Origin of the sequence: Caulobacter vibrioides, from assembly GCF_002858865.1 — a bacterium.
GTDB classification, from domain to species: domain Bacteria; phylum Pseudomonadota; class Alphaproteobacteria; order Caulobacterales; family Caulobacteraceae; genus Caulobacter; species Caulobacter vibrioides.
The window spans coordinates 87,535-104,849 of record NZ_PJRR01000008.1 but is presented as its reverse complement, the minus strand read 5'-3'; the positions used below and the strand labels follow the sequence as shown (position 1 = coordinate 104,849).

The following is a 17,315-nucleotide window of genomic DNA, read 5'->3' as shown; positions in this document are numbered from 1 at the left end:
AAGAGGGGACACCAGCATGAAACTCGCATCGATCGCCGCCGTCATCGCCCTGGGCCTGAGCACCTCGGCCTGTGTGATCATCGACGCCGACGACGTCCGGCATGAGCCGGTGACAGTGCAGGGAAGCGGCCAGCCGCTTGACCCCCTCATGGCCGCGCGGGTCGACGGCGCCGATCTGGTGGTGCGTGTCAGCTCCAACGGTTGCACGCGCCAGGAGGACTTCTCGGTCGAGACCCAGCGCCGCGATGGCCTGACCAGCTTCTCGTTCGTGCGCAAGCGCCCCGACAACTGCCGCGCCCTGATCGCCGAGGGGGTGGAGCTGCGCTATCCGCTGGACGCGTTCGGCGTCGAGCGCGGCGGCAAGATCCGCGTGCGCAACCCGCTGGTGCGGCCGTAAGCCCAAGGGCGGCGGAAGATTGACTCTCCGCCGCCGCTCCCCCATAAACCGCGCCTTCAAGCCGCCGGCTCGCCGCGCGGCGCGATGACCTTATGACGGATTGACCCGAAGCCGCCGTTGCGATCGCGCCCCGAAAGGGGAGCCGGCCCGGATCGTTTTGAAAGACTGACTATGTCGAAGCGCCATAGCGCCAAGTACAAGATCGACCGCCGCATGGGTGAAAACCTGTGGGGCCGTCCGAAGTCCCCGGTCAACTCGCGCTCGTACGGTCCCGGCCAGCACGGCCAGCGCCGCAAGAGCAAGGTTTCGGACTTCGGTCTGCAACTGCGCGCCAAGCAAAAGCTGAAGGGCTACTACGGTAACCTGACCGAGAAGCAATTCTCGCGCACCTACGAGGAAGCCGCCCGTCGCAAGGGTAACACCTCGGAGAACCTGATCGCTCTGCTCGAGTCGCGCCTGGACGCCATCGTCTATCGCGCCAAGTTCGTGCCGACCGTGTTCGCCGCCCGCCAGTTCGTGAACCACGGCCACGTGACCGTGAACGGCAAGCGCGTGAACATCCCGTCGTACCGCTGCAAGGCCGGCGACGTGATCCAGGTCCGCGAAAAGTCGCGCAACATGGCTCTGGTCCTCGAAGCCGTCGCCTCGAACGAGCGTGACTTCGCCGAGTACGTCTCGGTCGACGCCAAGAGCCTGTCGGCCACCTTCGTCCGCGCTCCGGAACTCTCGGAAGTTCCGTATCCGGTGAAGATGGAACCGAACCTCGTCGTCGAATTCTACGCTTCGTAAGCGTCGGATCCGAACCGATACGGAGAAGGCCCCGGAGCGATCCGGGGCCTTTTTTGTTGCGCCAAGGCCTTGAACCGGATCGCGCGGGCGCCTAATTGCGGTTCAGCGGGACCGGGCCCCTCTGGCGAGCGATGCAAGCGCTTGTGATGTCGGACCGCATCGGGTGTTCTCGATGTCTGGGTCCGGCCGCCTAGCCCCCCTCCCCAAAAGGCGCCGCCTCGCATCGAGGACACCCGAGCATCCTTTTTTGGACCGGAGGTTCCTATGCCGCTTCTGATGTGCCCCAACTGCGACGCTTCGATGCAGTCCGTGCAGCGCTCTAACGTCGAGTTCGACATGTGCCCGCGCTGCCGGGGTGTCTGGCTGGACCGGGGCGAGCTTGAGAAGCTGATGGCGATGGAGCGTGACGAGACCCAGGCGGTCTATGGCCAGCCCAAGCCCTACAGCCGGCCCGATCATCACCATGACCACGGGCATGGGCATGGGCATAGCGGAAAGCGCCACGACGACGACGACTACCGTCGCCAGGGCTCCTATGGCCACCACAAGAAGAAGCGTTTCGACCTGTTCGACATCTTCGACTGACGAAAGACGATGAACCACTTCAAGACCTACACGCTGCTGGCGGGCCTGACGGCCCTGTTCATGGGCGCGGGCTTCCTGATCGGCGGCGCCACCGGCATGATGATCGCGCTGGTCTTCGCCCTGGCCATGAACGCGTTCTCGTACTGGAACGCCGACAAGATCGTGCTGCGGACCTATGGCGCGGTCGAGGTCGACGAGAGCCATCCCGAGCCGCTGATCCGCAACTATGTGATCGACACGGTCGAGATGGCCCGCTCGGCCGGCCTGCCGCGTCCGCGCATCACGGTCATCGACAGCGCCCAGCCTAACGCCTTCGCCACCGGCCGTGACCCCGATCACGCCGCCGTGGCCGCCAGCACCGGCCTGCTGCAGCTTCTGACGCGCGAGGAGATCCGTGGCGTCATGGCCCACGAGCTGGCCCACGTGAAGAACCGCGACACCCTGGTCATGACCGTGACGGCGACCATCGCCGGCGCGATCTCGGCCCTGGCCAACTTCGCCTTCTTCTTCGGCGGTTCGCGCGACGAAGAGGGCAACGGCGGCGGCCTGGGCGGCATGATCGGCGCGATCCTGATCGCCATCCTGGCGCCGATCGCGGCCATGCTGGTGCAGATGGCCATCAGCCGCGCGCGCGAGTACGAAGCCGACCGCATCGGCGCGCAGATCGCCGGCGACTCTGAGTCTCTGGCCCGCGCGCTGCAGAAGATCGAGGCCTATGCCCGCGGCGGCTATGAGAACGTCCAGGCCGAGCGCAATCCGGCCACCGCCCACATGTTCATCATCAACCCGCTGGCCGGGAAGGGCGCTGACAACCTGTTCTCGACCCACCCGGCGACCCACAACCGCGTCGAGGCCCTGATGCGCCTGGGCGTGGAGCGGGGCGCGCGTCGCCCGGTTATGGCGGCGACGACGTCGTCCAGCGTGCCGCTGAGCGGCGAGCGCGGCGGCCCCTGGAGCTGATCTGGGCCTCTGGTCAGCGCGCTGCGCTGCTGCGATCCTCAAGGCGGATCATGCGCTTTGAGGATCGGTGAGCGGCGTGCCTTCACGCAGAGTTTTCATGTGGACGCTCGCCGCCCTCTCGCTGGCGGGCTGCGCGACCCTGCCGACCTTATCGACGCCCGAACCTGGCGAGACCTGGCCGGAACTTGAACCCCTGCTGTCCGTGACGCCTGGCCGCGAGGGGTTGTCGATCCGCGTGCGATCCCAAGGCTGCGCGGCGAAGTCTGATTTCGTGTTTCGGGTCGATCGCGATCGGGGCCGCGCGGTGGTCGCCTTTGCGCGTCGGCGGCTGGAGACCTGTCGCGGGGCCAAGGGGGAGGCGACGCTGTCATTCAGCTACGTGGACCTTGGTCTTTCGGCGCGGGATCGGATCGTCGTGGCCAACCCCATCGCGCCACGAACCTGAACGCGCGGAGAGGTTCTGAGGCGCTCCCAGACGGGGGCTCGGTGCGTCCTTCGAGGCTCGCCTGCGGCTCGCACCTCAGGATGAGGACGGCTTTGCTGAACACCTCATCCTGAGGTGCGCGCTCCTGAGCGCGCCTCGAAGGACGCACGGCGCCGGGCGTCCCGCTAGGGTCGGTAACAGCCTCTAGCCCCTCCAGAAACCCGACCTTCCCGGCGAATGCCGGGATCCAGATCGAACCCACAAGCGTGAACGATCTTGGCTGGTCCCGATGGCGCGTCAGCCCAAACCTCTCCGGATGAATCTGGGCCCCGGCATTCGCCGGGGAGGTCGGTCGATTTGAGATATTCGACGAGCGTGAGCCCTCCCCCGCAAGCGGGGCGGGAGGCTTGCGGCGTCTACTTCAGCCTTTCGGCGTGAAGCGCTCGATCATCCAGGGCAGCACGCGGGCGGGTCGCTTGGCGGCGATGTCGATCAGCACCCAGTCGGTGCGGACCTGGGCGCACATCTCGCCGTCGGGCCCATCGATGCGGATATAGCGTTCGAAGCGCGGACCCTTAAGCTCGCCCACCCACGTGTATCCCGTAGCGACTTCACCGGGCAGAAGCTCGCGGCGATAGTCGACCTCGTGCCGGCGCGCGACCCAGCTCCAGGGCGCGCGCTCCTCCGGCGTGGTCCAGGCGTCCCAATGGGTGATGGCCAGATCCTGCGCCCAGCCAAGATAGACCACGTTGTTGACATGGCCGTTGGCGTCGATGTCCGACGCCTTGGGCGTGAAGGTCAGGGTGTAGGCGTCCGACGGCGGGACGAACAGGCGGCTCATGCCGAGACGGCCGCCTTTAGGCGGCGATCAAGCCCTGTTCAGTCAGGAAGGTCTTCAGCTCGCCCGACTGGAACATCTCGCGGACGATGTCGCTGCCGCCGATGAACTCGCCCTTGACGTAGAGCTGGGGAATGGTCGGCCAGTCGGTGAAGGTCTTGACGCCCTGGCGCAGGTCTTCGTCTTGCAGGACGTCGACGCCGACGAACTCGACGCCCAGGTGATCCAGGATCTGCACCACCACCGACGAGAAGCCGCAGCGCGGCTGATCCGGCACGCCCTTCATGAACACCACCACCGGGTGATCGGCGACGGTCTTGGCGATGAAGTCCAGGGCGGGGGAGGCGGCGGCGTCGGTCATGTCGGTATCCTAGGAGACTTCTGTCAGCTAGGCGCCGCGCGCGCCGGGGTCAAGGGCGACGGGCCGCCTTCTCGCGTTCCTGGGCCGAGAAACGGGCCATCTCGATCTGGGCGCACACGCCGGTGGGCAGGTCGCGCTCGACCACGGCGGCCAGGCGCTCGATCTCCTGACGATTATCGGCGGTGACGCGCACCGTCGCGAGCGACGGCTCGGTCAGGGCGTAGCCGAGGCAGATGTCCTCGGCGCTCCAGCCGGGGGTGTTGGTCAGGAACTCGTAGCCGCCCACATCGGCCAGCGGATCGGTGCGTCGTTGCCAGAACGAAGGCTTGGGCGGAGCCTTGTCGGCGACTTCTCGCAGGGCCTGGGGCCAGAAGTCCTCGCCGATCACCGCGAAATTGTTCTGGGAGGCCTGGCGAATGCGGTGGCGCTCGGCCCATCCCGACGAGAGATTGTAGGGCGACGAGACGGCGGTCACCAAGTCGTTGGCCAGGAGGCCCGGATCGATATCGCCGCGACTGGCGACGCCCAGCCCCCTGAGCGCACGCCCTTTCTGCAGGTCCTGGAGGCCGGACTCGAAAGCCATGGGCAGCGACGCCGATTGCGGATCGTTGATCAGCAGCAGATCCAGATAGTCCAGCGACAGGCCCTCAAAGGCCGATCGCTTCAAAGCGTCCAGCGTATGCGGGCCAAGCTGCTTGGCGTCGCCACGGAGCCGCCAGGTCAGAAACAGCAGGTGACGCTCGACCGACGCAAAGGCCTCGCCCGCGCCTTTCAGCAGTTCGGGCGCGTCGCCGTCGATCTGGAAGCTGTTGACGCCGTTCTCGAGCGCCGTGAACACAAGGGCGCGCCAATCATTGGCCCGGAGCCGAGGGTTATCGGCCAGGCGCAGGGTCAACGCCGAAACAGCGACGCCCGTGGAACCGAAGGGACGATAGCGCACGGTGCGAAGGCTCCTATTCGGTGGGGGCGGCGGTTTCGAGGGCCAGAGCGTGCAGGGTCCCGCCCAGAACGTCGGCCAGGGCTCGGTTGACCAGCTGGTGCTGGCGAACACGCGGCAGGCCCTTGAAGGCCGGCGACACGATTCGAGCCCTCCAGTGGTCGTTGTCGCCGACGAGGTCGGTCAGCACGATCTCGGAATCCGGAAAGGCCGCGACCAGGCGGGCTTCGAGCTCGGCGTGAGACATGGGCACGGGTCAGCTACTCCGATCCTTCAACGACCTATGTGACCGGGATTCCTTAAAAACGGCCATACCCCGGGCCCACAGGTTACAACCCTAGTTATAAAACCACTCATCGTTATGACCGAGAATTAATTGAATGTGGCGCCCGCTCCGGGCCATGTAGCGCCCATGATCGCTTCTCGCCGTTCCTTGAGTCTGTTCGCCGCTGTCTTCCTGACGCTCGCGTCCCCGGCCTTTGCTGGCCCTGGCGACAAGGCGCTCGACGATGTCCGTATCCTCTCGGCTGACGATATGCAGGGGCGGGGCGTGGCCACGCCCGGCTCGGAAAAATCGCGCGCCTACATTCTCTCGCGGTTCGCCGAGATTGGGCTGGCGCCGGTCGGCGACCGGTTTGAGCATGGCTTCAGCTTCTCCAAGCGAGACGGCTCGACCGTGCAGGGCGTGAATCTGATCGCCCGGATCAAGGGGACCAAGCCTGGCAAGGTCATGGTGGTCACCGCCCACTACGACCATCTGGGCGTCCGCAACGGCGAGATCTACAACGGCGCTGACGACAATGCGTCCGGCGTTGCGGGTTTGCTGGCGGTGGCCGAGGCCTTCAAGGCCAAGCGCCCCAAGCACGATGTCCTCTTCGCGGTGGTCGACGCCGAGGAGAGCGGACTGCGCGGCGCGCGGGCCTTCATGGCCGCGCCCCCGGTTCCCCGGGAGTCGATCGCGCTGAACATCAATTTCGACATGCTCAGCAAGAACACGAAGAACGAACTCTTCGTCGCCGGCGCGTCGCCGTTCCCGGTCCTGCGTCCGATCCTAGAGCGCGTCGCCGCGACCGCGCCGGTAGCGCTGAAATTGGGTCATGACACCGACGCCGACGGACCCCAGAACAACTGGACCACGCAGTCAGACCACTACGCCTTCGGCGAGAAGGGTGTGCCGTGGGTCTATTTCGGGGTCGAGGATCACCCCGAGTACCACCGCCCGAGCGATGACTTCGCGACGATCCCGCAGGACTTCTTCAAGCGTTCGGTGACCACGGTGGTGCAGGCCAGCCGGGCGCTGGACGCCTCGCTGGACGATGTCGCCAAGAGCGCTGGCCGCTGATTTAGCTGTTTTCGGCCACGATCTTGGCCGCGACGGATTGTCTCCGCTCTGGCTGGGGGGGACATCTGTCCCTACTCTTGGGGCGTCATCGTGATTCCGACGACCTCAGGAGCCCCGCGATCAACCCGGCCGCCATCAGAGTCCGGATCCTCAGAGCCGTTCCCGCGGTCTGCCTCATTGTGGGCGTCGCCATGGCGATGGACTACATCGTCACGATCCTGCTGCTGAACGAGCCTGCGGCCTATGTTCCGATAGCCACGCTGGTTATCTCGACCATCATCGCCGCGCCTCTGTCGTACTGGCTGGCAGGCCAGCGCCTGCGCCTCGAAACCATGCACGCCGAGCTCAAGGCCAGTCTCGACGCCAAGCAGGACGCCATCGAGGACGCTGAGGTCGCGCTCGCCAAGTATCGCGAGGTCGATCGCCTCTACCGCCTGCTGGGCGACAATCTGACCGACCATGTCGCCCTTTGGTCCCCCCTGGGCGAGCGGCTCTACAGCTCGCCCAGCATCGAGCGCATCACGGGTTATACGCTTGAGGAGTTCATGGCCCTGCCTCCCGCGGCCTTGGTGGGCGAGGCTGACTTCAGGCGGGTGCAGGGCATCATCCGCAGCCTTGAACCGGGCGGTGAGCCGGTCAGCGCCGACTACGAGAGCCTGTGTAAGGATGGCTCGCGGATCTGGGTCGAAAGCACCTACTCTCTGCTGGGCGACGGGTCGGGCATTCTGCTGGTCACCTCGCGCGATATCACCGAGCGTAAGCGCCTTGAACTGGACATCGCCAAGGCCCTGCAAATGGCCGAGGCGGCGTCGGCGGCCAAGTCCGATTTCCTGGCCAACATGACCCACGAGCTGCGCACCCCGCTGACGGCGATCATCGGCTTTGCCGAGGTGCTGCGTCGCTCGCGCAATCTCAACAAGATCGCCGCCCGTCAGGTCGGCCATATCCTGGACGCCAGCAACACCCTGCTCAGCGTGGTCAACGATGTGCTGGACTTCTCCCGCCTTGAGGCGGGGGGGCTGGAACTGGATCCTGCGCCGTTCGATCCCGCCGCCATGGCGTCGTCCTGCGCGGGCCTTGTGGCTGAACGCGCCGAGGCCAAGGGTCTGGCGGTCGAGGTGCGCGCCCCTCGGGGCCTCAAGCCGATGAACCTCGATGGGCCACGGTTGAGCCAAGTGCTGCTGAACTTCCTGTCCAATGCGGTGAAGTTCACGTCGCACGGCGCCATCACGGTCGCCCTGCGCCAGACGATCGACGGCGATCAGGCCGTGCTGCGTGGCGAGGTCACCGACACGGGCATCGGTATTGCGCCAGAGCATCGCGAGAACATCTTCGACCGGTTCTCCCAGGCTGACGCCGCCGTCTCGCGACGTTTTGGCGGCACGGGTCTGGGTCTCGCCATCTCGCGGCGGATCATCGAGCGGATGGACGGCCGTATCGGCGTCGACAGCGTCGAGGGCCAGGGCTCGACCTTCTGGTTCGAGGTGCGCGGCCCGCTGGCTGACCTGCCGACCCAGGAGGCTGTGGAAACCTCGCCCCTTGACGCCGATGCGGGCGTACGGCTGCTGCTGGTCGAGGACAATGCGGTCAATCGCGAGCTGATCTGCGCCATTCTAGAGCCCTTCGGCGTCGCCATTGAGACCGCTAATGACGGCGTCGCGGGTGTGGAGGCCATGCGCCAGGGGCATTACGATCTGGTGCTGATGGACGTGCAGATGCCGATGATGGATGGCCTGACCGCAACCCGCGAGATCCGCGCCATGGAAGGCGCCCGCGGCGCCTCGACGCCGATCATCGCCATGACCGCCAATGTCCTGCCTGAACAGGTCGCCAACTGTATGGCCGCCGGCATGGACGACCACCTGGGCAAGCCGATCAGCCCCGCCAAGCTGCTGGAGGCGGTCGCGCGATGGTCAGGAAGGTCGCACGCGGCCTGAACAGGCCGCGCGCTCAGGGGGTAAACCCTCAGGCCTTCGGCGCGCTCATATAGCCCGGCAGCCAAGCCTCGTGCGCGGCGCGCAGGGCGTCCAGTGAGACGCTGAACAGACCATCCGACGCGAACGCTTCCCCGCCCGCGACGCCCGCGACGTTGGCGTGCACGCCCGCCTCTTTCGCCGCTTCCAGCACCGCGTCCGGGTCGGGCGTGGCGATCAGATAGCGGGCTTGGTCTTCGCCCAGCAGATAGGCGTGAGCATGCGTCTGGCTGGTGGCGTTCAGGGTGACGCCGATCTTGCTGGCCAGGGCCACGTCGGCCGCCGCGACCAGCAGACCGCCGTCCGACAGGTCGTGGACGCCCGCGACGAGACCCGAGCTGATCAGGCCGCGCACGAAGTCGCCGGTCTTGCGCTCCAGAGCCAGGTCGACCGGCGGCGGGGCGCCGTCTTCGCGACCCAGAATCTCACGCAGATAGATCGAGGCGCCCAGTTCGCCGCGCGTCTCGCCGACCAGCACCAGGGTGTCGCCCTCGGCCACATTGCCGAAGCCCGTGCGCAGGTCGTAGTCCTCCAGCAGGCCCACGCCGCCGACGGTGGGCGTCGGCGGAATGGCGACGCCGTTGGTCTCGTTGTAGAGCGACACGTTCCCCGACACGACCGGGAAGTCCAGCGCGCGGCAGGCCTCGGCCATGCCGTCGGTGGCGCGCACGATCTGGCCCATGGTCTCGGGCTTTTCGGGGCTGCCGAAGTTCAGGTTGTCGGTGATGGCGATCGGCAGGGCGCCGGCGGCCGTCAGGTTGCGCCAGGCTTCGGCGACGGCCTGTTTGCCGCCTTCGTAGGGGTCGGCCTGGACATAGCGCGGGGTGCAGTCGCTGGTCACGGCGATGGCCTTGCCCGTGCCGTGGATACGCACGATACCCGCGTCGCAGCCGGTGGCGCTGTCTTCCAGCGTGTCGGCCATGACGTGACGGTCGTACTGCTCCCACAGCCAGCGCTTGGAGGCCATGTCCGGGCAGCCGACGATCTTCAGCACCGCCGCGTTCCAGTCGATCGGCGCGGGGACGGCGGCGGGGTCGAGGCGCGGCTGCAGGGCCGGTTGGACCCACGGGCGGTCATACAGCGGCGCGTCGTCGAACAGCGGGGCCAGCGGCACGTCGCAGACGGTCTCGCCGTGGTGCTTCAGCACCAGGCGGCCGGTGTCGGTGGTGTAGCCGATGACGGCGGCGTCGAGGCCCCACTTTTCGAAGATGGCGTGGCCGTCCTGCTCGCGGCCGGGCTTGAGGACCGCCAGCATGCGCTCCTGGCTTTCCGACAGCATCATCTCGTAGGCGCTCATGCCGGTCTCGCGCTGCGGGACCATGTCCATGTTCAGCTCGATGCCGACGCCGCCCTTGCCGGCCATCTCGACCGACGAGGAGGTCAGGCCCGCCGCGCCCATGTCCTGGATGGCGGCGACCGCGCCGGTGGCCATCAGCTCCAGCGTGGCCTCGATCAGCAGCTTCTCGGCGAAGGGGTCGCCGACCTGGACGGTGGGGCGCTTCTCTTCGGAGTCCTCGGAGAACTCGGCCGAGGACATGGTCGCGCCGTGGATGCCGTCGCGGCCGGTCTTGGAGCCGAAATAGACGACCGCCAGGCCCGGGCCCGGGGCGGCCGAGTAGAAGATGCTGTCGGCCTTGGCCAGGCCCACGCACATGGCGTTGACCAGGATGTTGCCGTTGTAGCCCTTGTGGAAGTTGGTCTCGCCCGCGACGGTGGGCACGCCCACGCAGTTGCCGTAGCCGGCGATGCCGGCGACGACGCCGTCGACGAGACGCTTGGTCTTCGGATGGCTGGGATCGCCAAAGCGCAGGGCGTTCAAGAGCGCGATCGGCCGCGCGCCCATCGTGAAGACGTCGCGCATGATGCCGCCCACGCCCGTCGCCGCGCCCTGATAGGGCTCGATGTAGGAGGGGTGGTTGTGGCTCTCCATCTTGAAGATGATCGCGTCGCCGTCGCCGATGTCGATGACGCCGGCGTTCTCGCCCGGACCGCAGATTACGCGCGGCCCGTCGATCGGGAACTTCTTCAGCTGGTTCTTCGAGGACTTGTACGAGCAGTGCTCGGACCACATCACCGAAAAGACGCCCAATTCCACTAGGTTGGGCTCACGCCCCAGGCGCTTGAGGACAACGTCATATTCGGCGGGTTTCAGGCCGAACTCGGCGGCCATCTCGGCCATGGGCTTCGCGGAGGGCGTGGAGGAGGTGCTCATGGGGGCGCGTTCTAGCGCGCTACCAGGGATTCCGCCACCGGCGAGGACCAGGTCGTGACGGGATTATCAGCCGCCTTTGCGACCCGACTGGCCGACGGGGGGCTCGTCCATCGTGTCCGGCGTCTCGACCTTGGCCGGCTCGCCAGACAGCTCGCCGAAGGTCGCCTTGGCCTGTTGGTGCGCGAAGGCGATCCAGCCATCAATGACCACGCCGCCCTTTTCGACCGATCCCATACGCAAGGAGACGCCGATCACCACGGCGCCGAACAGCGCCAGCAGCAGGACGAGCGTGCTCATGATCGGATGCAAACCCGAGCGCTTTCGGCGCCGGGCCCAGACGGGCACGCCGCTGACATAGGTTTCGGGAAACCGAACTTCGGGATCGGCCATCGTGTTTTAACCCTGCGTGTCGGGGAAGGCTCCCGCCGCAGCCTTCCGTTTCTTTTTCTGGGCGCTAGGTGTCGCTGAGGGGGAACTTTTGTTCCACACATCTCCCTCAGGCGGTGCGAGTTAACCCTGATTGTCCCGTGTAAGGCGAAGCTTTGCCTTGGAGAGAGGGGCAGGGCGCGCCGACGGGCCGCAGGGCGGACGCGCCTTGCATAAAGGGGTGGGTGATCGAAAAAATCACGAAAATTCTGAAGCTTAACCGCAGTTAAGTGGCCTGTTCGGAGGAACAGGCAGCGCCCGGAGCCGTTCTTTCCCTGTCCGCGTCGATAGCGCGCGGTCAGCAGCAAGGACAAGTCCGATGGCCGAACCGACCCATACCCCGCAACAACAACCGAACGACCAGCACCGCAAGGCGCCCGACCAGCAACAGAAGACCGGCGAGCGCCAAGCCGAGCAGGGGCTCAAGCCCGGCGCCGAGGTGGCTCCCGGCAAGACGGCGCCCAGCCCGGACGCCGTTGGCAAGGACGCGGCTAAGCCCGGCGGCCGCTAACGAGAAGGGGCCGGCGGTCAATCCGCCGGCCCTTTTCGTCTATCGCGCCGACCAGCGGTGCGAGGATGCTTGGGGTGTCGCCCGCGCGATCTAGGGGCGGAGCGACTAAGCGCTCTGGAAGATGCTGCGGAACAGCACCGCGCCGTCTTCGGAGCCCAGATCGGCGTCGAAGGCGCGGTCGGGGTGGGGCATCAGGCCCAGGACGTTGCCGCCCTTGTTGACGATGCCGGCGATGTCGCGGGCCGAGCCGTTGGGGTTTTCCTTGTAGCGGAACACCACCTGGCCTTCGCCCTCGAGACGGTCGAGGGTCTCTTCGTCGGCGAAGTAGTTGCCCTCGCCATTGCCGACGGTCATCACCGCCTGACGCTGCTCGCCATAGCCCGCCGTAAAGCGGGTCTGGCCGTTGACGATGTCCAGCTCGACCGGCTTGCAGACATATTTGAGGCCCGCGTTGCGCAGCAGGGCGCCGGGCAGCAGGCCAACCTCGGTCAGCACCTGGAAGCCGTTACAGATGCCGACCACGGCCACGCCCTTGCCGGCGGCCGAGACGACCTCTTTCATAACCGGGCTCTGGGCGGCCATGGCGCCGCAGCGCAGATAGTCGCCGTACGAGAAACCGCCGGGCAGGACGATCAGGTCCAGGTCGTCCGGCAGCGCCGTCTCCTGGTGCCAGACCATTTCGACACGCGCCCCAGCGGAGCGCTCGATGGCGACCTTGCAGTCACGATCGCAGTTCGAACCCGGAAAAACGATGACGGCGGCTTTCATGGCGCGGGCGTGTAGCACCGTTCGGGCGGGATGTCAGGGGGCGAGCGCTTTAAAGCGCCCCCTCCGTCACGTCGCCTATCGGCGCCGCGCCACCTCCCCCGCAAGCGGGGCAGGAGAAAGGACCGTCCTCCTCACCCGTGCAACGGGGGAGGTGTCGCGATGCGGATAAGCATCGTGACGGAGGGGGCGCTCTGGCGACTTACGCGCATTCATCCAGCTCAGGCGCCACAGCCTCGCCGCCGGGGGCGGGGAAGGGGACCTTGAAGGTGAAGGCCGTCGGCGTCGGGCCGTGGGCTTCCAGGTGCGCCAGCTTCTCCAGGGCTTCCGCGACGGTGGGCGTGTGGCCGGCCCGGACCCACCACAGCGCCATGTAGAGGTCCATATGCTCGAACCACTCGCGGCGGCGGCGCATGATCGCGACGTGGCCGCTGCGATAGACGAAGGCGCCGAGCGAGGGGATGTCGCTCCAGACCGACAGGTTCGGGATGAACAGCGGATCGCTGTCGATCGCCAGGTCCGTGGCGTTGTTGCCCTCGCCCGTGAGGCGCCAGACGAAGCCCGGCGAGGCCTCGGCGAGCGCATTGATGCGATCCAGGTTCTCGGCGAAGTCCTTGATCATCGGATGATCGATCGGCGCCTTCAGCCGCCCGACATTGACCTGAGCCAAGTGGAACTTGGCGCTCATCGACGGTCTCCCTTCCGCTCGGGCCTCACGGGCAGCTGACCCAGAGGTTCCCGCCATAAGGGCGGGTGTCAACCGACGGGCGGTGACGATCTTAAGGTCCGGTGGTCGGCAGGATGCCGATGGTGGACTTCGACCGTGGGCGGATATGAATCCCTCTTCCAAAGGGAGAGGGAGGGGCCCGCCGCGAAGCGGTGGGAGGGTGAGGGGTTACGAGGCTATCCGGCGTGCCGGCGCTCCGTCAGACACCGTAACCCCTCACCCCAACCCTCTCCCTTTGGGAGAGGGAGCATGGTTCGCTCCCCAACTCAACCAGACCATCAACAGGCCCGCTTACAGGGCCAAAGACCGGCTTCGCCTACGCCGGAGCGCCCCGTCGACCCTCAAAGCTCGATCATGTCGAAATCCGACTTCGGCGTGCCGCAGAGCGGGCACAGCCACCCCGCGGGAATGTCGGCCCAGCGGGTGCCGGCCGCGAGACCCTCGCCGGGGTCGCCCTGTTCCTCGTCATAGATGTAGCCGCAGGTGCGGCACTGCCAGACCTTGAAGGGTTCCGCGCTCATCGCCGCCGCCTCAGTGCATCTTGAAGCGGATCGGCACGGACTTGGGCCCGCAGACGAAGTTGGCGACCATGCGGGTGGGCGCGCCGTCCAGCTCGACATGATCGAGGCGGGCGAAGAGCTCCTCCCACAGCACCCGCATCTCCATGCGCGCCAGGTGTTGGCCAAGGCAGATGTGGGCGCCGTAGCCGAAGGCGACGTGCTTGTTGGGCGTGCGGTCGACGCGGAAGGTGAAGGGGTCTTCGAACACCGCCTCGTCGCGATTGCCGGACGGATAGGACAGCATCATCCAGTCGCCCTTGGCGATCTTCTGGCCGCCCAGTTCGGCGTCGGCGGTGGCGGTGCGCATGAAGTGCTTCACCGGGGTGACCCAGCGGATCGATTCTTCGATCAGGCCGGGGATCAGCGATGGATCGGCCTTGACCTTGGTGAACTGGTCGGGGTTTTCGGCGAGCGCCCACAGCGCGCCGGCGGTGGTCGACGAGGTGGTGTCGTGGCCGGCTGTGGCGGCGATGATGTAGTAGCTCATCGCCTCCAGGTGCCCCATCGGCTCGCCGTTGATCTTGCCGTTGGCGATCAGGGTGGCCAGGTCGTCGCGCGGATTGGCCCGGCGATCCTCGGTGATGGCGTTGAAGTACATCATGAAGTCCATGACCACGGACTGGATGCTGTCGATGCCCTCGCCGACGTCGGTCACCGACTTGCCGGTGCGGTTCAGGTCCGGATCGGCGTTGCCGAACAGCTCCTGGGTCAGTTTCAGCATCCGGGGCTCGTCGCTCTCGGGGACGCCCAGCACCTCCATGATGACGTGCAGCGGATAGAGGAACGCCACGTCGCGGGCGAAGTCGCAGCGGTCGCCATGCTCGGCCATGCGGTCGACGAAGCCGCGGGCGATCTCGCGGATCCTAGCCTCCAGCGCCCGCAGGTTCTGCGGCAGCAGCGCGCCTTGGGTGATCTTGCGGTAGGCGAAGTGGTCGGGGTTATCCATCTGCACCAGCGAGCGGACGAGGTGAGGGGACCCGCCCATCATCTCGCGCACCTTCTTGTCGGCCTCGATGGTGGTGACGACGGTGGCGCGGTCGCCGTTGTGGAACAGCTCATTCTGGCGCTCGACCTCCAGGATGTCGGCGTGGCGCGTGACCACCCAGAACGGATCAAAGCCGTCAGGCTGGGCGACCGCCAGCGGCGCTTCGCGGCGCAGATGGGCGAAGGCCTGGTCGATCCGGTCGCCGTCGGCATAGGCCTTGGGGTCGATAATGGTGTTGGCGATGTCGGTCGAGATCGTCATGCAGGCCTCCTGGTTCCTCCCGAGGATGGCTCTGCGGCCATCTCAATTATTTGCTTGTTGTCCAACAAATAACTAAGTTCGGCAAGATGACATCGTCCCTTAAGGTCCCCGAGCGCCGCACCCAGTCCGACCGCCGCCAGCAGTCTGAGGCCGAACTGCTGCGCGCCGCCGCCGAACTGATCGCCGAACAGGGGGTGGCGGCGGCCACCTTCGAGAACATCGGCGCGCGGGCGGGGTACAGCCGGGGTCTGGCCACCCAGCGGTTCGGGTCCAAGCACGGGCTGATCGAGGCCTTGATCGCCAGGCTGCAGGCTAGGCTTCAGGCGCAGATGGACGACCGGCGTCTCGACCAGATGAACGGTCTGGAGGCCGTGTTGGGCTTTGTCGACGCGTTCCTGACCACCCTGTCGCAGGACGGGGAGCTACGGGCTTACTTCGTGATGATGGCGGGGGCTGTCGGCGACATGTCCGACCTGCGCGCGCCCTTCGCCGCCGCCCACAAGGAGGCCGAGCAGCGTCTGGAAGCGATGGTGCTTCGAGGTCAGGCCGAGAGTGTCATCCGGCCGGATCTCGACGCTGACGCGGCGGCGCTGATGGTGGGGTCGCTGCTGCTGGGTGTCTCGACCCAGCTGCTGATCGATCCCGGCATGGACCTGGAACCGATCCGGCGGACCAGCCTGGTGACGTTGCGGGTCAGTTTCGGGGGCAAAACAGAAGCCCTCTCTCTTTGAGAGAGGGAGGGACCCGCCGCGAAGCGGTGGGAGGGTGAGTGGTTACGACGTATCGGAAGGCCACGAGAGGACCAAGGCGGAGCGTCACTGCTGCCCGCTACGACGCCGCACAGGTCAAGCCGCGCGACCGAGTTGAAAGAGCGAAATCCGGAAGGACGAAACCACTCACCCTCCCACGCCTTCGGCGCGGGCCCCTCCCTCTCTCAAAGAGAGAGGGATTGGTGACAGCCCTCAGGCCACGTCGATGCGGTAGCTTTCGATGACCGTGTTGGCGAGCAGCTTCTCGCACATGGTCTTGACCTCGGCCTTGGCGGCTTCGGCGTCGGTGGCGTCCAGGTCGAACTCGATGACGCGGCCGACGCGGGCGTCCTTGACCGACGGCCAGCCCAGGCCGTGCAGGGCGTTTTCGACAGCCTTGCCCTGAACGTCGAGAACGCCGGGCTTCAGGAACACGTGGACGGTGGCTTTCACTCTAACTTCTCCCTTCGCGACGCGGGCGTCGCGACGAACGCCGAAGGCTTCTAGTGCACGCCGCCCTGAATGACGGTCGGCATTTCCTTCATGATGCCAAGGCGGCGAGCCACCTCGGTGTAGCTTTCGATGACATTGCCCAGATCCCGGCGGAAGCGGTCCTTGTCCAGCTTCTCGTTGGTCACGGTGTCCCACAGGCGGCAGCTGTCGGGGCTGATCTCGTCGGCCAGGATGACGCGGCTGAAGTCGCCCTCGTAGATGCGGCCAAACTCGACCTTGAAGTCCACCAGGGTGATGCCGACGCCGGCGAACAGGCCCGACAGGTAGTCGTTCACCCGCAGGGCCATGGCCATCATGTCGTCGATTTCCTGGGTGGCGGCCCAGTTGAACGCGGTGATGTGCTCCTCGGTGACCATCGGGTCGCCGAGCTTGTCGTCCTTGTAGTAGAACTCGATGATCGAGCGCGGCAGCGGCTGACCCTCGGTCAGGCCCAGGCGCGTGGCGATCGAGCCGGCGGCGATGTTGCGCACCACGACCTCGAGCGGAACGATCTCGACTTCCTTGATCAGCTGTTCGCGCAGGTTCAGCCGGCGGATGAAGTGGTTCTGGACGCCGATGCCGTTCAGGCGAGTCATGATGTACTCGCTGATGCGGTTGTTGATGACGCCCTTGCCCTCGAGGACGGCTTTCTTCTGAGCGTTGAAGGCCGTGGCGTCGTCCTTGAAGTACTGGATCAGCGTGCCGGGTTCTGGCCCCTCGTAAAGGATCTTGGCCTTGCCTTCGTAGATCTTCTTGCGACGGGTCGTCATGGCTCTCGTCGAGGCCCTTTCCGGAATCGCGCGCCGCCTCAGCCCAGGATCTTCCCGGAAAACGAAAAGCGCGCGCGGCCGATAGCTGCGCGCGGCGTTCGACTCAAGGCCGCTCACTTAAAAATTCCTCACGACCGTACCCGAATGAGCCGGTGTTCGCAAACTAACGGCGGGAGTTTGGTCTACGATAGATACGAAACGTCGCCTGCGGCTTATCCGCCGATTGCAGCGACGAGCGCCACGATATATGC

22 protein-coding genes and 1 pseudogene are annotated in these 17,315 nt (G+C 66.2%); 9 read left to right on the top strand and 14 right to left on the bottom strand.

All coding sequences use genetic code 11. The annotated features are described in order from the left end of the window. Positions 1-16: 16 nt before the first annotated feature. The 5 genes from CVUC_RS04605 to CVUC_RS04585 all read left to right on the top strand — a co-directional run bounded on the left by CVUC_RS04605 (position 17) and on the right by CVUC_RS04585 (position 3,176). On the top strand, positions 17-397 hold the full coding sequence (locus tag CVUC_RS04605) for a hypothetical protein (protein WP_010920369.1): 381 nt from the start codon (positions 17-19) through the stop codon (positions 395-397). 171 nt (positions 398-568) lie between these two features. Beyond that, on the top strand, positions 569-1,186 hold the full coding sequence (gene rpsD, locus CVUC_RS04600; RefSeq protein WP_010920368.1) for a 30S ribosomal protein S4: 618 nt from the start codon (positions 569-571) through the stop codon (positions 1,184-1,186). Between the two features lie 264 nt (positions 1,187-1,450). After that, positions 1,451-1,771 (top strand): zf-TFIIB domain-containing protein, encoded by a 321-nt coding sequence (locus CVUC_RS04595; RefSeq protein WP_010920367.1) that lies wholly within the window; start codon positions 1,451-1,453, stop codon positions 1,769-1,771. A gap of 9 nt (positions 1,772-1,780) precedes the next feature. Next, positions 1,781-2,731 (top strand): zinc metalloprotease HtpX, encoded by a 951-nt coding sequence (htpX, locus tag CVUC_RS04590; RefSeq protein ID WP_096033835.1) that lies wholly within the window; start codon positions 1,781-1,783, stop codon positions 2,729-2,731. Between the two features lie 67 nt (positions 2,732-2,798). Next, the gene (locus CVUC_RS04585; protein ID WP_096033834.1) at positions 2,799-3,176 is read left to right on the top strand and encodes a hypothetical protein; all 378 of its coding nucleotides are present in this window, start codon (positions 2,799-2,801) and stop codon (positions 3,174-3,176) included. Positions 3,177-3,576: 400 nt separating this feature from the next. Here the strand turns inward: CVUC_RS04585 and CVUC_RS04575 are convergent, their stop codons facing one another. Genes CVUC_RS04575 through CVUC_RS04560 form a run of 4 tightly spaced genes read right to left on the bottom strand, consistent with a single transcriptional unit; the run spans position 3,577 to position 5,544 of the window. After that, a complete protein-coding gene (locus tag CVUC_RS04575; RefSeq protein ID WP_010920363.1) occupies positions 3,577-3,996 on the bottom strand; it encodes an acyl-CoA thioesterase in 420 nt (139 codons plus the stop codon). 16 nt (positions 3,997-4,012) lie between these two features. Continuing rightward, positions 4,013-4,354 (bottom strand): Grx4 family monothiol glutaredoxin, encoded by a 342-nt coding sequence (gene grxD / locus CVUC_RS04570; protein ID WP_096033832.1) that lies wholly within the window; start codon positions 4,352-4,354, stop codon positions 4,013-4,015. A 49-nt stretch (positions 4,355-4,403) separates the two neighbouring features. Continuing rightward, positions 4,404-5,294 (bottom strand): hypothetical protein, encoded by an 891-nt coding sequence (locus tag CVUC_RS04565; RefSeq protein WP_010920361.1) that lies wholly within the window; start codon positions 5,292-5,294, stop codon positions 4,404-4,406. A 13-nt stretch (positions 5,295-5,307) separates the two neighbouring features. Continuing rightward, positions 5,308-5,544 carry a BolA/IbaG family iron-sulfur metabolism protein gene (locus CVUC_RS04560; RefSeq protein WP_096033831.1) on the bottom strand — a complete coding sequence of 79 codons (237 nt, stop codon included), beginning with the start codon at positions 5,542-5,544 and terminating at the stop codon, positions 5,308-5,310. 159 nt (positions 5,545-5,703) lie between these two features. Between CVUC_RS04560 and CVUC_RS04555 the strand changes: the two genes are divergently transcribed. After that, positions 5,704-6,633, top strand: coding sequence for a M20/M25/M40 family metallo-hydrolase (locus CVUC_RS04555; RefSeq protein ID WP_096033830.1), 930 nt, complete (start codon positions 5,704-5,706; stop codon positions 6,631-6,633). 119 nt (positions 6,634-6,752) lie between these two features. Beyond that, positions 6,753-8,570 (top strand): PAS domain-containing hybrid sensor histidine kinase/response regulator, encoded by a 1,818-nt coding sequence (locus tag CVUC_RS04550; protein ID WP_164468280.1) that lies wholly within the window; start codon positions 6,753-6,755, stop codon positions 8,568-8,570. Positions 8,571-8,598: 28 nt separating this feature from the next. On the opposite strand, the gene purL is transcribed toward CVUC_RS04550, so the two are convergent. Both purL and CVUC_RS19835 read right to left on the bottom strand, forming a co-directional pair. After that, positions 8,599-10,818 carry a phosphoribosylformylglycinamidine synthase subunit PurL gene (gene purL / locus CVUC_RS04545; protein ID WP_096033828.1) on the bottom strand — a complete coding sequence of 740 codons (2,220 nt, stop codon included), beginning with the start codon at positions 10,816-10,818 and terminating at the stop codon, positions 8,599-8,601. Positions 10,819-10,884: 66 nt separating this feature from the next. Beyond that, positions 10,885-11,208: a hypothetical protein gene (locus tag CVUC_RS19835; protein ID WP_024265817.1), complete on the bottom strand. Its 324-nt coding sequence runs from the start codon at positions 11,206-11,208 to the stop codon at positions 10,885-10,887. 355 nt (positions 11,209-11,563) lie between these two features. Here CVUC_RS19835 and CVUC_RS19830 point away from each other — a divergent pair, with 355 nt between their 5' ends. Then, positions 11,564-11,755 (top strand): hypothetical protein, encoded by a 192-nt coding sequence (locus CVUC_RS19830; protein ID WP_024265816.1) that lies wholly within the window; start codon positions 11,564-11,566, stop codon positions 11,753-11,755. A gap of 105 nt (positions 11,756-11,860) precedes the next feature. Here CVUC_RS19830 and purQ read toward each other — a convergent pair whose 3' ends face one another. From purQ to CVUC_RS04505, 6 genes and pseudogenes are all read right to left on the bottom strand, one after another. Next, on the bottom strand, positions 11,861-12,523 hold the full coding sequence (gene purQ / locus CVUC_RS04530) for a phosphoribosylformylglycinamidine synthase subunit PurQ (RefSeq protein ID WP_010920354.1): 663 nt from the start codon (positions 12,521-12,523) through the stop codon (positions 11,861-11,863). A 75-nt stretch (positions 12,524-12,598) separates the two neighbouring features. Then, the gene (locus tag CVUC_RS04525; protein WP_101685793.1) at positions 12,599-12,736 is read right to left on the bottom strand and encodes a hypothetical protein; all 138 of its coding nucleotides are present in this window, start codon (positions 12,734-12,736) and stop codon (positions 12,599-12,601) included. Then, positions 12,723-13,208 carry a DUF3291 domain-containing protein gene (locus CVUC_RS04520; protein ID WP_164468168.1) on the bottom strand — a complete coding sequence of 162 codons (486 nt, stop codon included), beginning with the start codon at positions 13,206-13,208 and terminating at the stop codon, positions 12,723-12,725. Before CVUC_RS04520 ends, CVUC_RS04525 begins: the two co-directional genes overlap by 14 nt. Positions 13,209-13,299: 91 nt before the next feature. Further along, a pseudogene (locus CVUC_RS04515) lies at positions 13,300-13,512 on the bottom strand (hypothetical protein). A gap of 76 nt (positions 13,513-13,588) precedes the next feature. Further along, the gene (locus CVUC_RS04510; protein ID WP_096033824.1) at positions 13,589-13,768 is read right to left on the bottom strand and encodes a rubredoxin; all 180 of its coding nucleotides are present in this window, start codon (positions 13,766-13,768) and stop codon (positions 13,589-13,591) included. A gap of 10 nt (positions 13,769-13,778) precedes the next feature. Next, positions 13,779-15,053, bottom strand: a complete 1,275-nt coding sequence (locus tag CVUC_RS04505; protein WP_096033823.1) for a cytochrome P450 — start codon at positions 15,051-15,053, stop codon at positions 13,779-13,781. 86 nt (positions 15,054-15,139) lie between these two features. On the opposite strand from CVUC_RS04505, the gene CVUC_RS04500 reads away from it, so the two are divergent. Then, positions 15,140-15,784 carry a TetR/AcrR family transcriptional regulator gene (locus CVUC_RS04500; protein ID WP_096034796.1) on the top strand — a complete coding sequence of 215 codons (645 nt, stop codon included), beginning with the start codon at positions 15,140-15,142 and terminating at the stop codon, positions 15,782-15,784. A 231-nt stretch (positions 15,785-16,015) separates the two neighbouring features. On the opposite strand, the gene purS is transcribed toward CVUC_RS04500, so the two are convergent. Both purS and purC read right to left on the bottom strand, forming a co-directional pair. Beyond that, a complete protein-coding gene (purS, locus tag CVUC_RS04495) occupies positions 16,016-16,255 on the bottom strand; it encodes a phosphoribosylformylglycinamidine synthase subunit PurS (RefSeq protein WP_010920350.1) in 240 nt (79 codons plus the stop codon). Positions 16,256-16,305: 50 nt separating this feature from the next. Beyond that, positions 16,306-17,064 carry a phosphoribosylaminoimidazolesuccinocarboxamide synthase gene (gene purC / locus CVUC_RS04490; RefSeq protein WP_096033822.1) on the bottom strand — a complete coding sequence of 253 codons (759 nt, stop codon included), beginning with the start codon at positions 17,062-17,064 and terminating at the stop codon, positions 16,306-16,308. Between the last annotated feature and the right edge of the window lie 251 nt (positions 17,065-17,315).

Excerpts from the sequence above, each read along its gene's own strand:
- grxD (WP_096033832.1), bottom strand. The coding sequence starts at position 4,354 with ATGACCGACGCCGCCGCCTCCCCCGCCCTGGACTTCATCGCCAAGACC.
- purQ (WP_010920354.1), bottom strand. The coding sequence starts at position 12,523 with ATGAAAGCCGCCGTCATCGTTTTTCCGGGTTCGAACTGCGATCGTGAC.
- purL (WP_096033828.1), bottom strand. The coding sequence starts at position 10,818 with ATGAGCACCTCCTCCACGCCCTCCGCGAAGCCCATGGCCGAGATGGCC.
- CVUC_RS04510 (WP_096033824.1), bottom strand. The coding sequence starts at position 13,768 with ATGAGCGCGGAACCCTTCAAGGTCTGGCAGTGCCGCACCTGCGGCTAC.
- CVUC_RS04555 (WP_096033830.1), top strand. The coding sequence starts at position 5,704 with ATGATCGCTTCTCGCCGTTCCTTGAGTCTGTTCGCCGCTGTCTTCCTG.
- CVUC_RS04505 (WP_096033823.1), bottom strand. The coding sequence starts at position 15,053 with ATGACGATCTCGACCGACATCGCCAACACCATTATCGACCCCAAGGCC.
- CVUC_RS04500 (WP_096034796.1), top strand. The coding sequence starts at position 15,140 with ATGACATCGTCCCTTAAGGTCCCCGAGCGCCGCACCCAGTCCGACCGC.
- CVUC_RS19830 (WP_024265816.1), top strand. The coding sequence starts at position 11,564 with ATGGCCGAACCGACCCATACCCCGCAACAACAACCGAACGACCAGCAC.
- CVUC_RS04525 (WP_101685793.1), bottom strand. The coding sequence starts at position 12,736 with ATGAATGCGCGTAAGTCGCCAGAGCGCCCCCTCCGTCACGATGCTTAT.
- CVUC_RS04595 (WP_010920367.1), top strand. The coding sequence starts at position 1,451 with ATGCCGCTTCTGATGTGCCCCAACTGCGACGCTTCGATGCAGTCCGTG.
- purC (WP_096033822.1), bottom strand. The coding sequence starts at position 17,064 with ATGACGACCCGTCGCAAGAAGATCTACGAAGGCAAGGCCAAGATCCTT.
- CVUC_RS04575 (WP_010920363.1), bottom strand. The coding sequence starts at position 3,996 with ATGAGCCGCCTGTTCGTCCCGCCGTCGGACGCCTACACCCTGACCTTC.
- rpsD (WP_010920368.1), top strand. The coding sequence starts at position 569 with ATGTCGAAGCGCCATAGCGCCAAGTACAAGATCGACCGCCGCATGGGT.
- CVUC_RS04520 (WP_164468168.1), bottom strand. The coding sequence starts at position 13,208 with ATGAGCGCCAAGTTCCACTTGGCTCAGGTCAATGTCGGGCGGCTGAAG.
- CVUC_RS19835 (WP_024265817.1), bottom strand. The coding sequence starts at position 11,208 with ATGGCCGATCCCGAAGTTCGGTTTCCCGAAACCTATGTCAGCGGCGTG.
- htpX (WP_096033835.1), top strand. The coding sequence starts at position 1,781 with ATGAACCACTTCAAGACCTACACGCTGCTGGCGGGCCTGACGGCCCTG.
- CVUC_RS04605 (WP_010920369.1), top strand. The coding sequence starts at position 17 with ATGAAACTCGCATCGATCGCCGCCGTCATCGCCCTGGGCCTGAGCACC.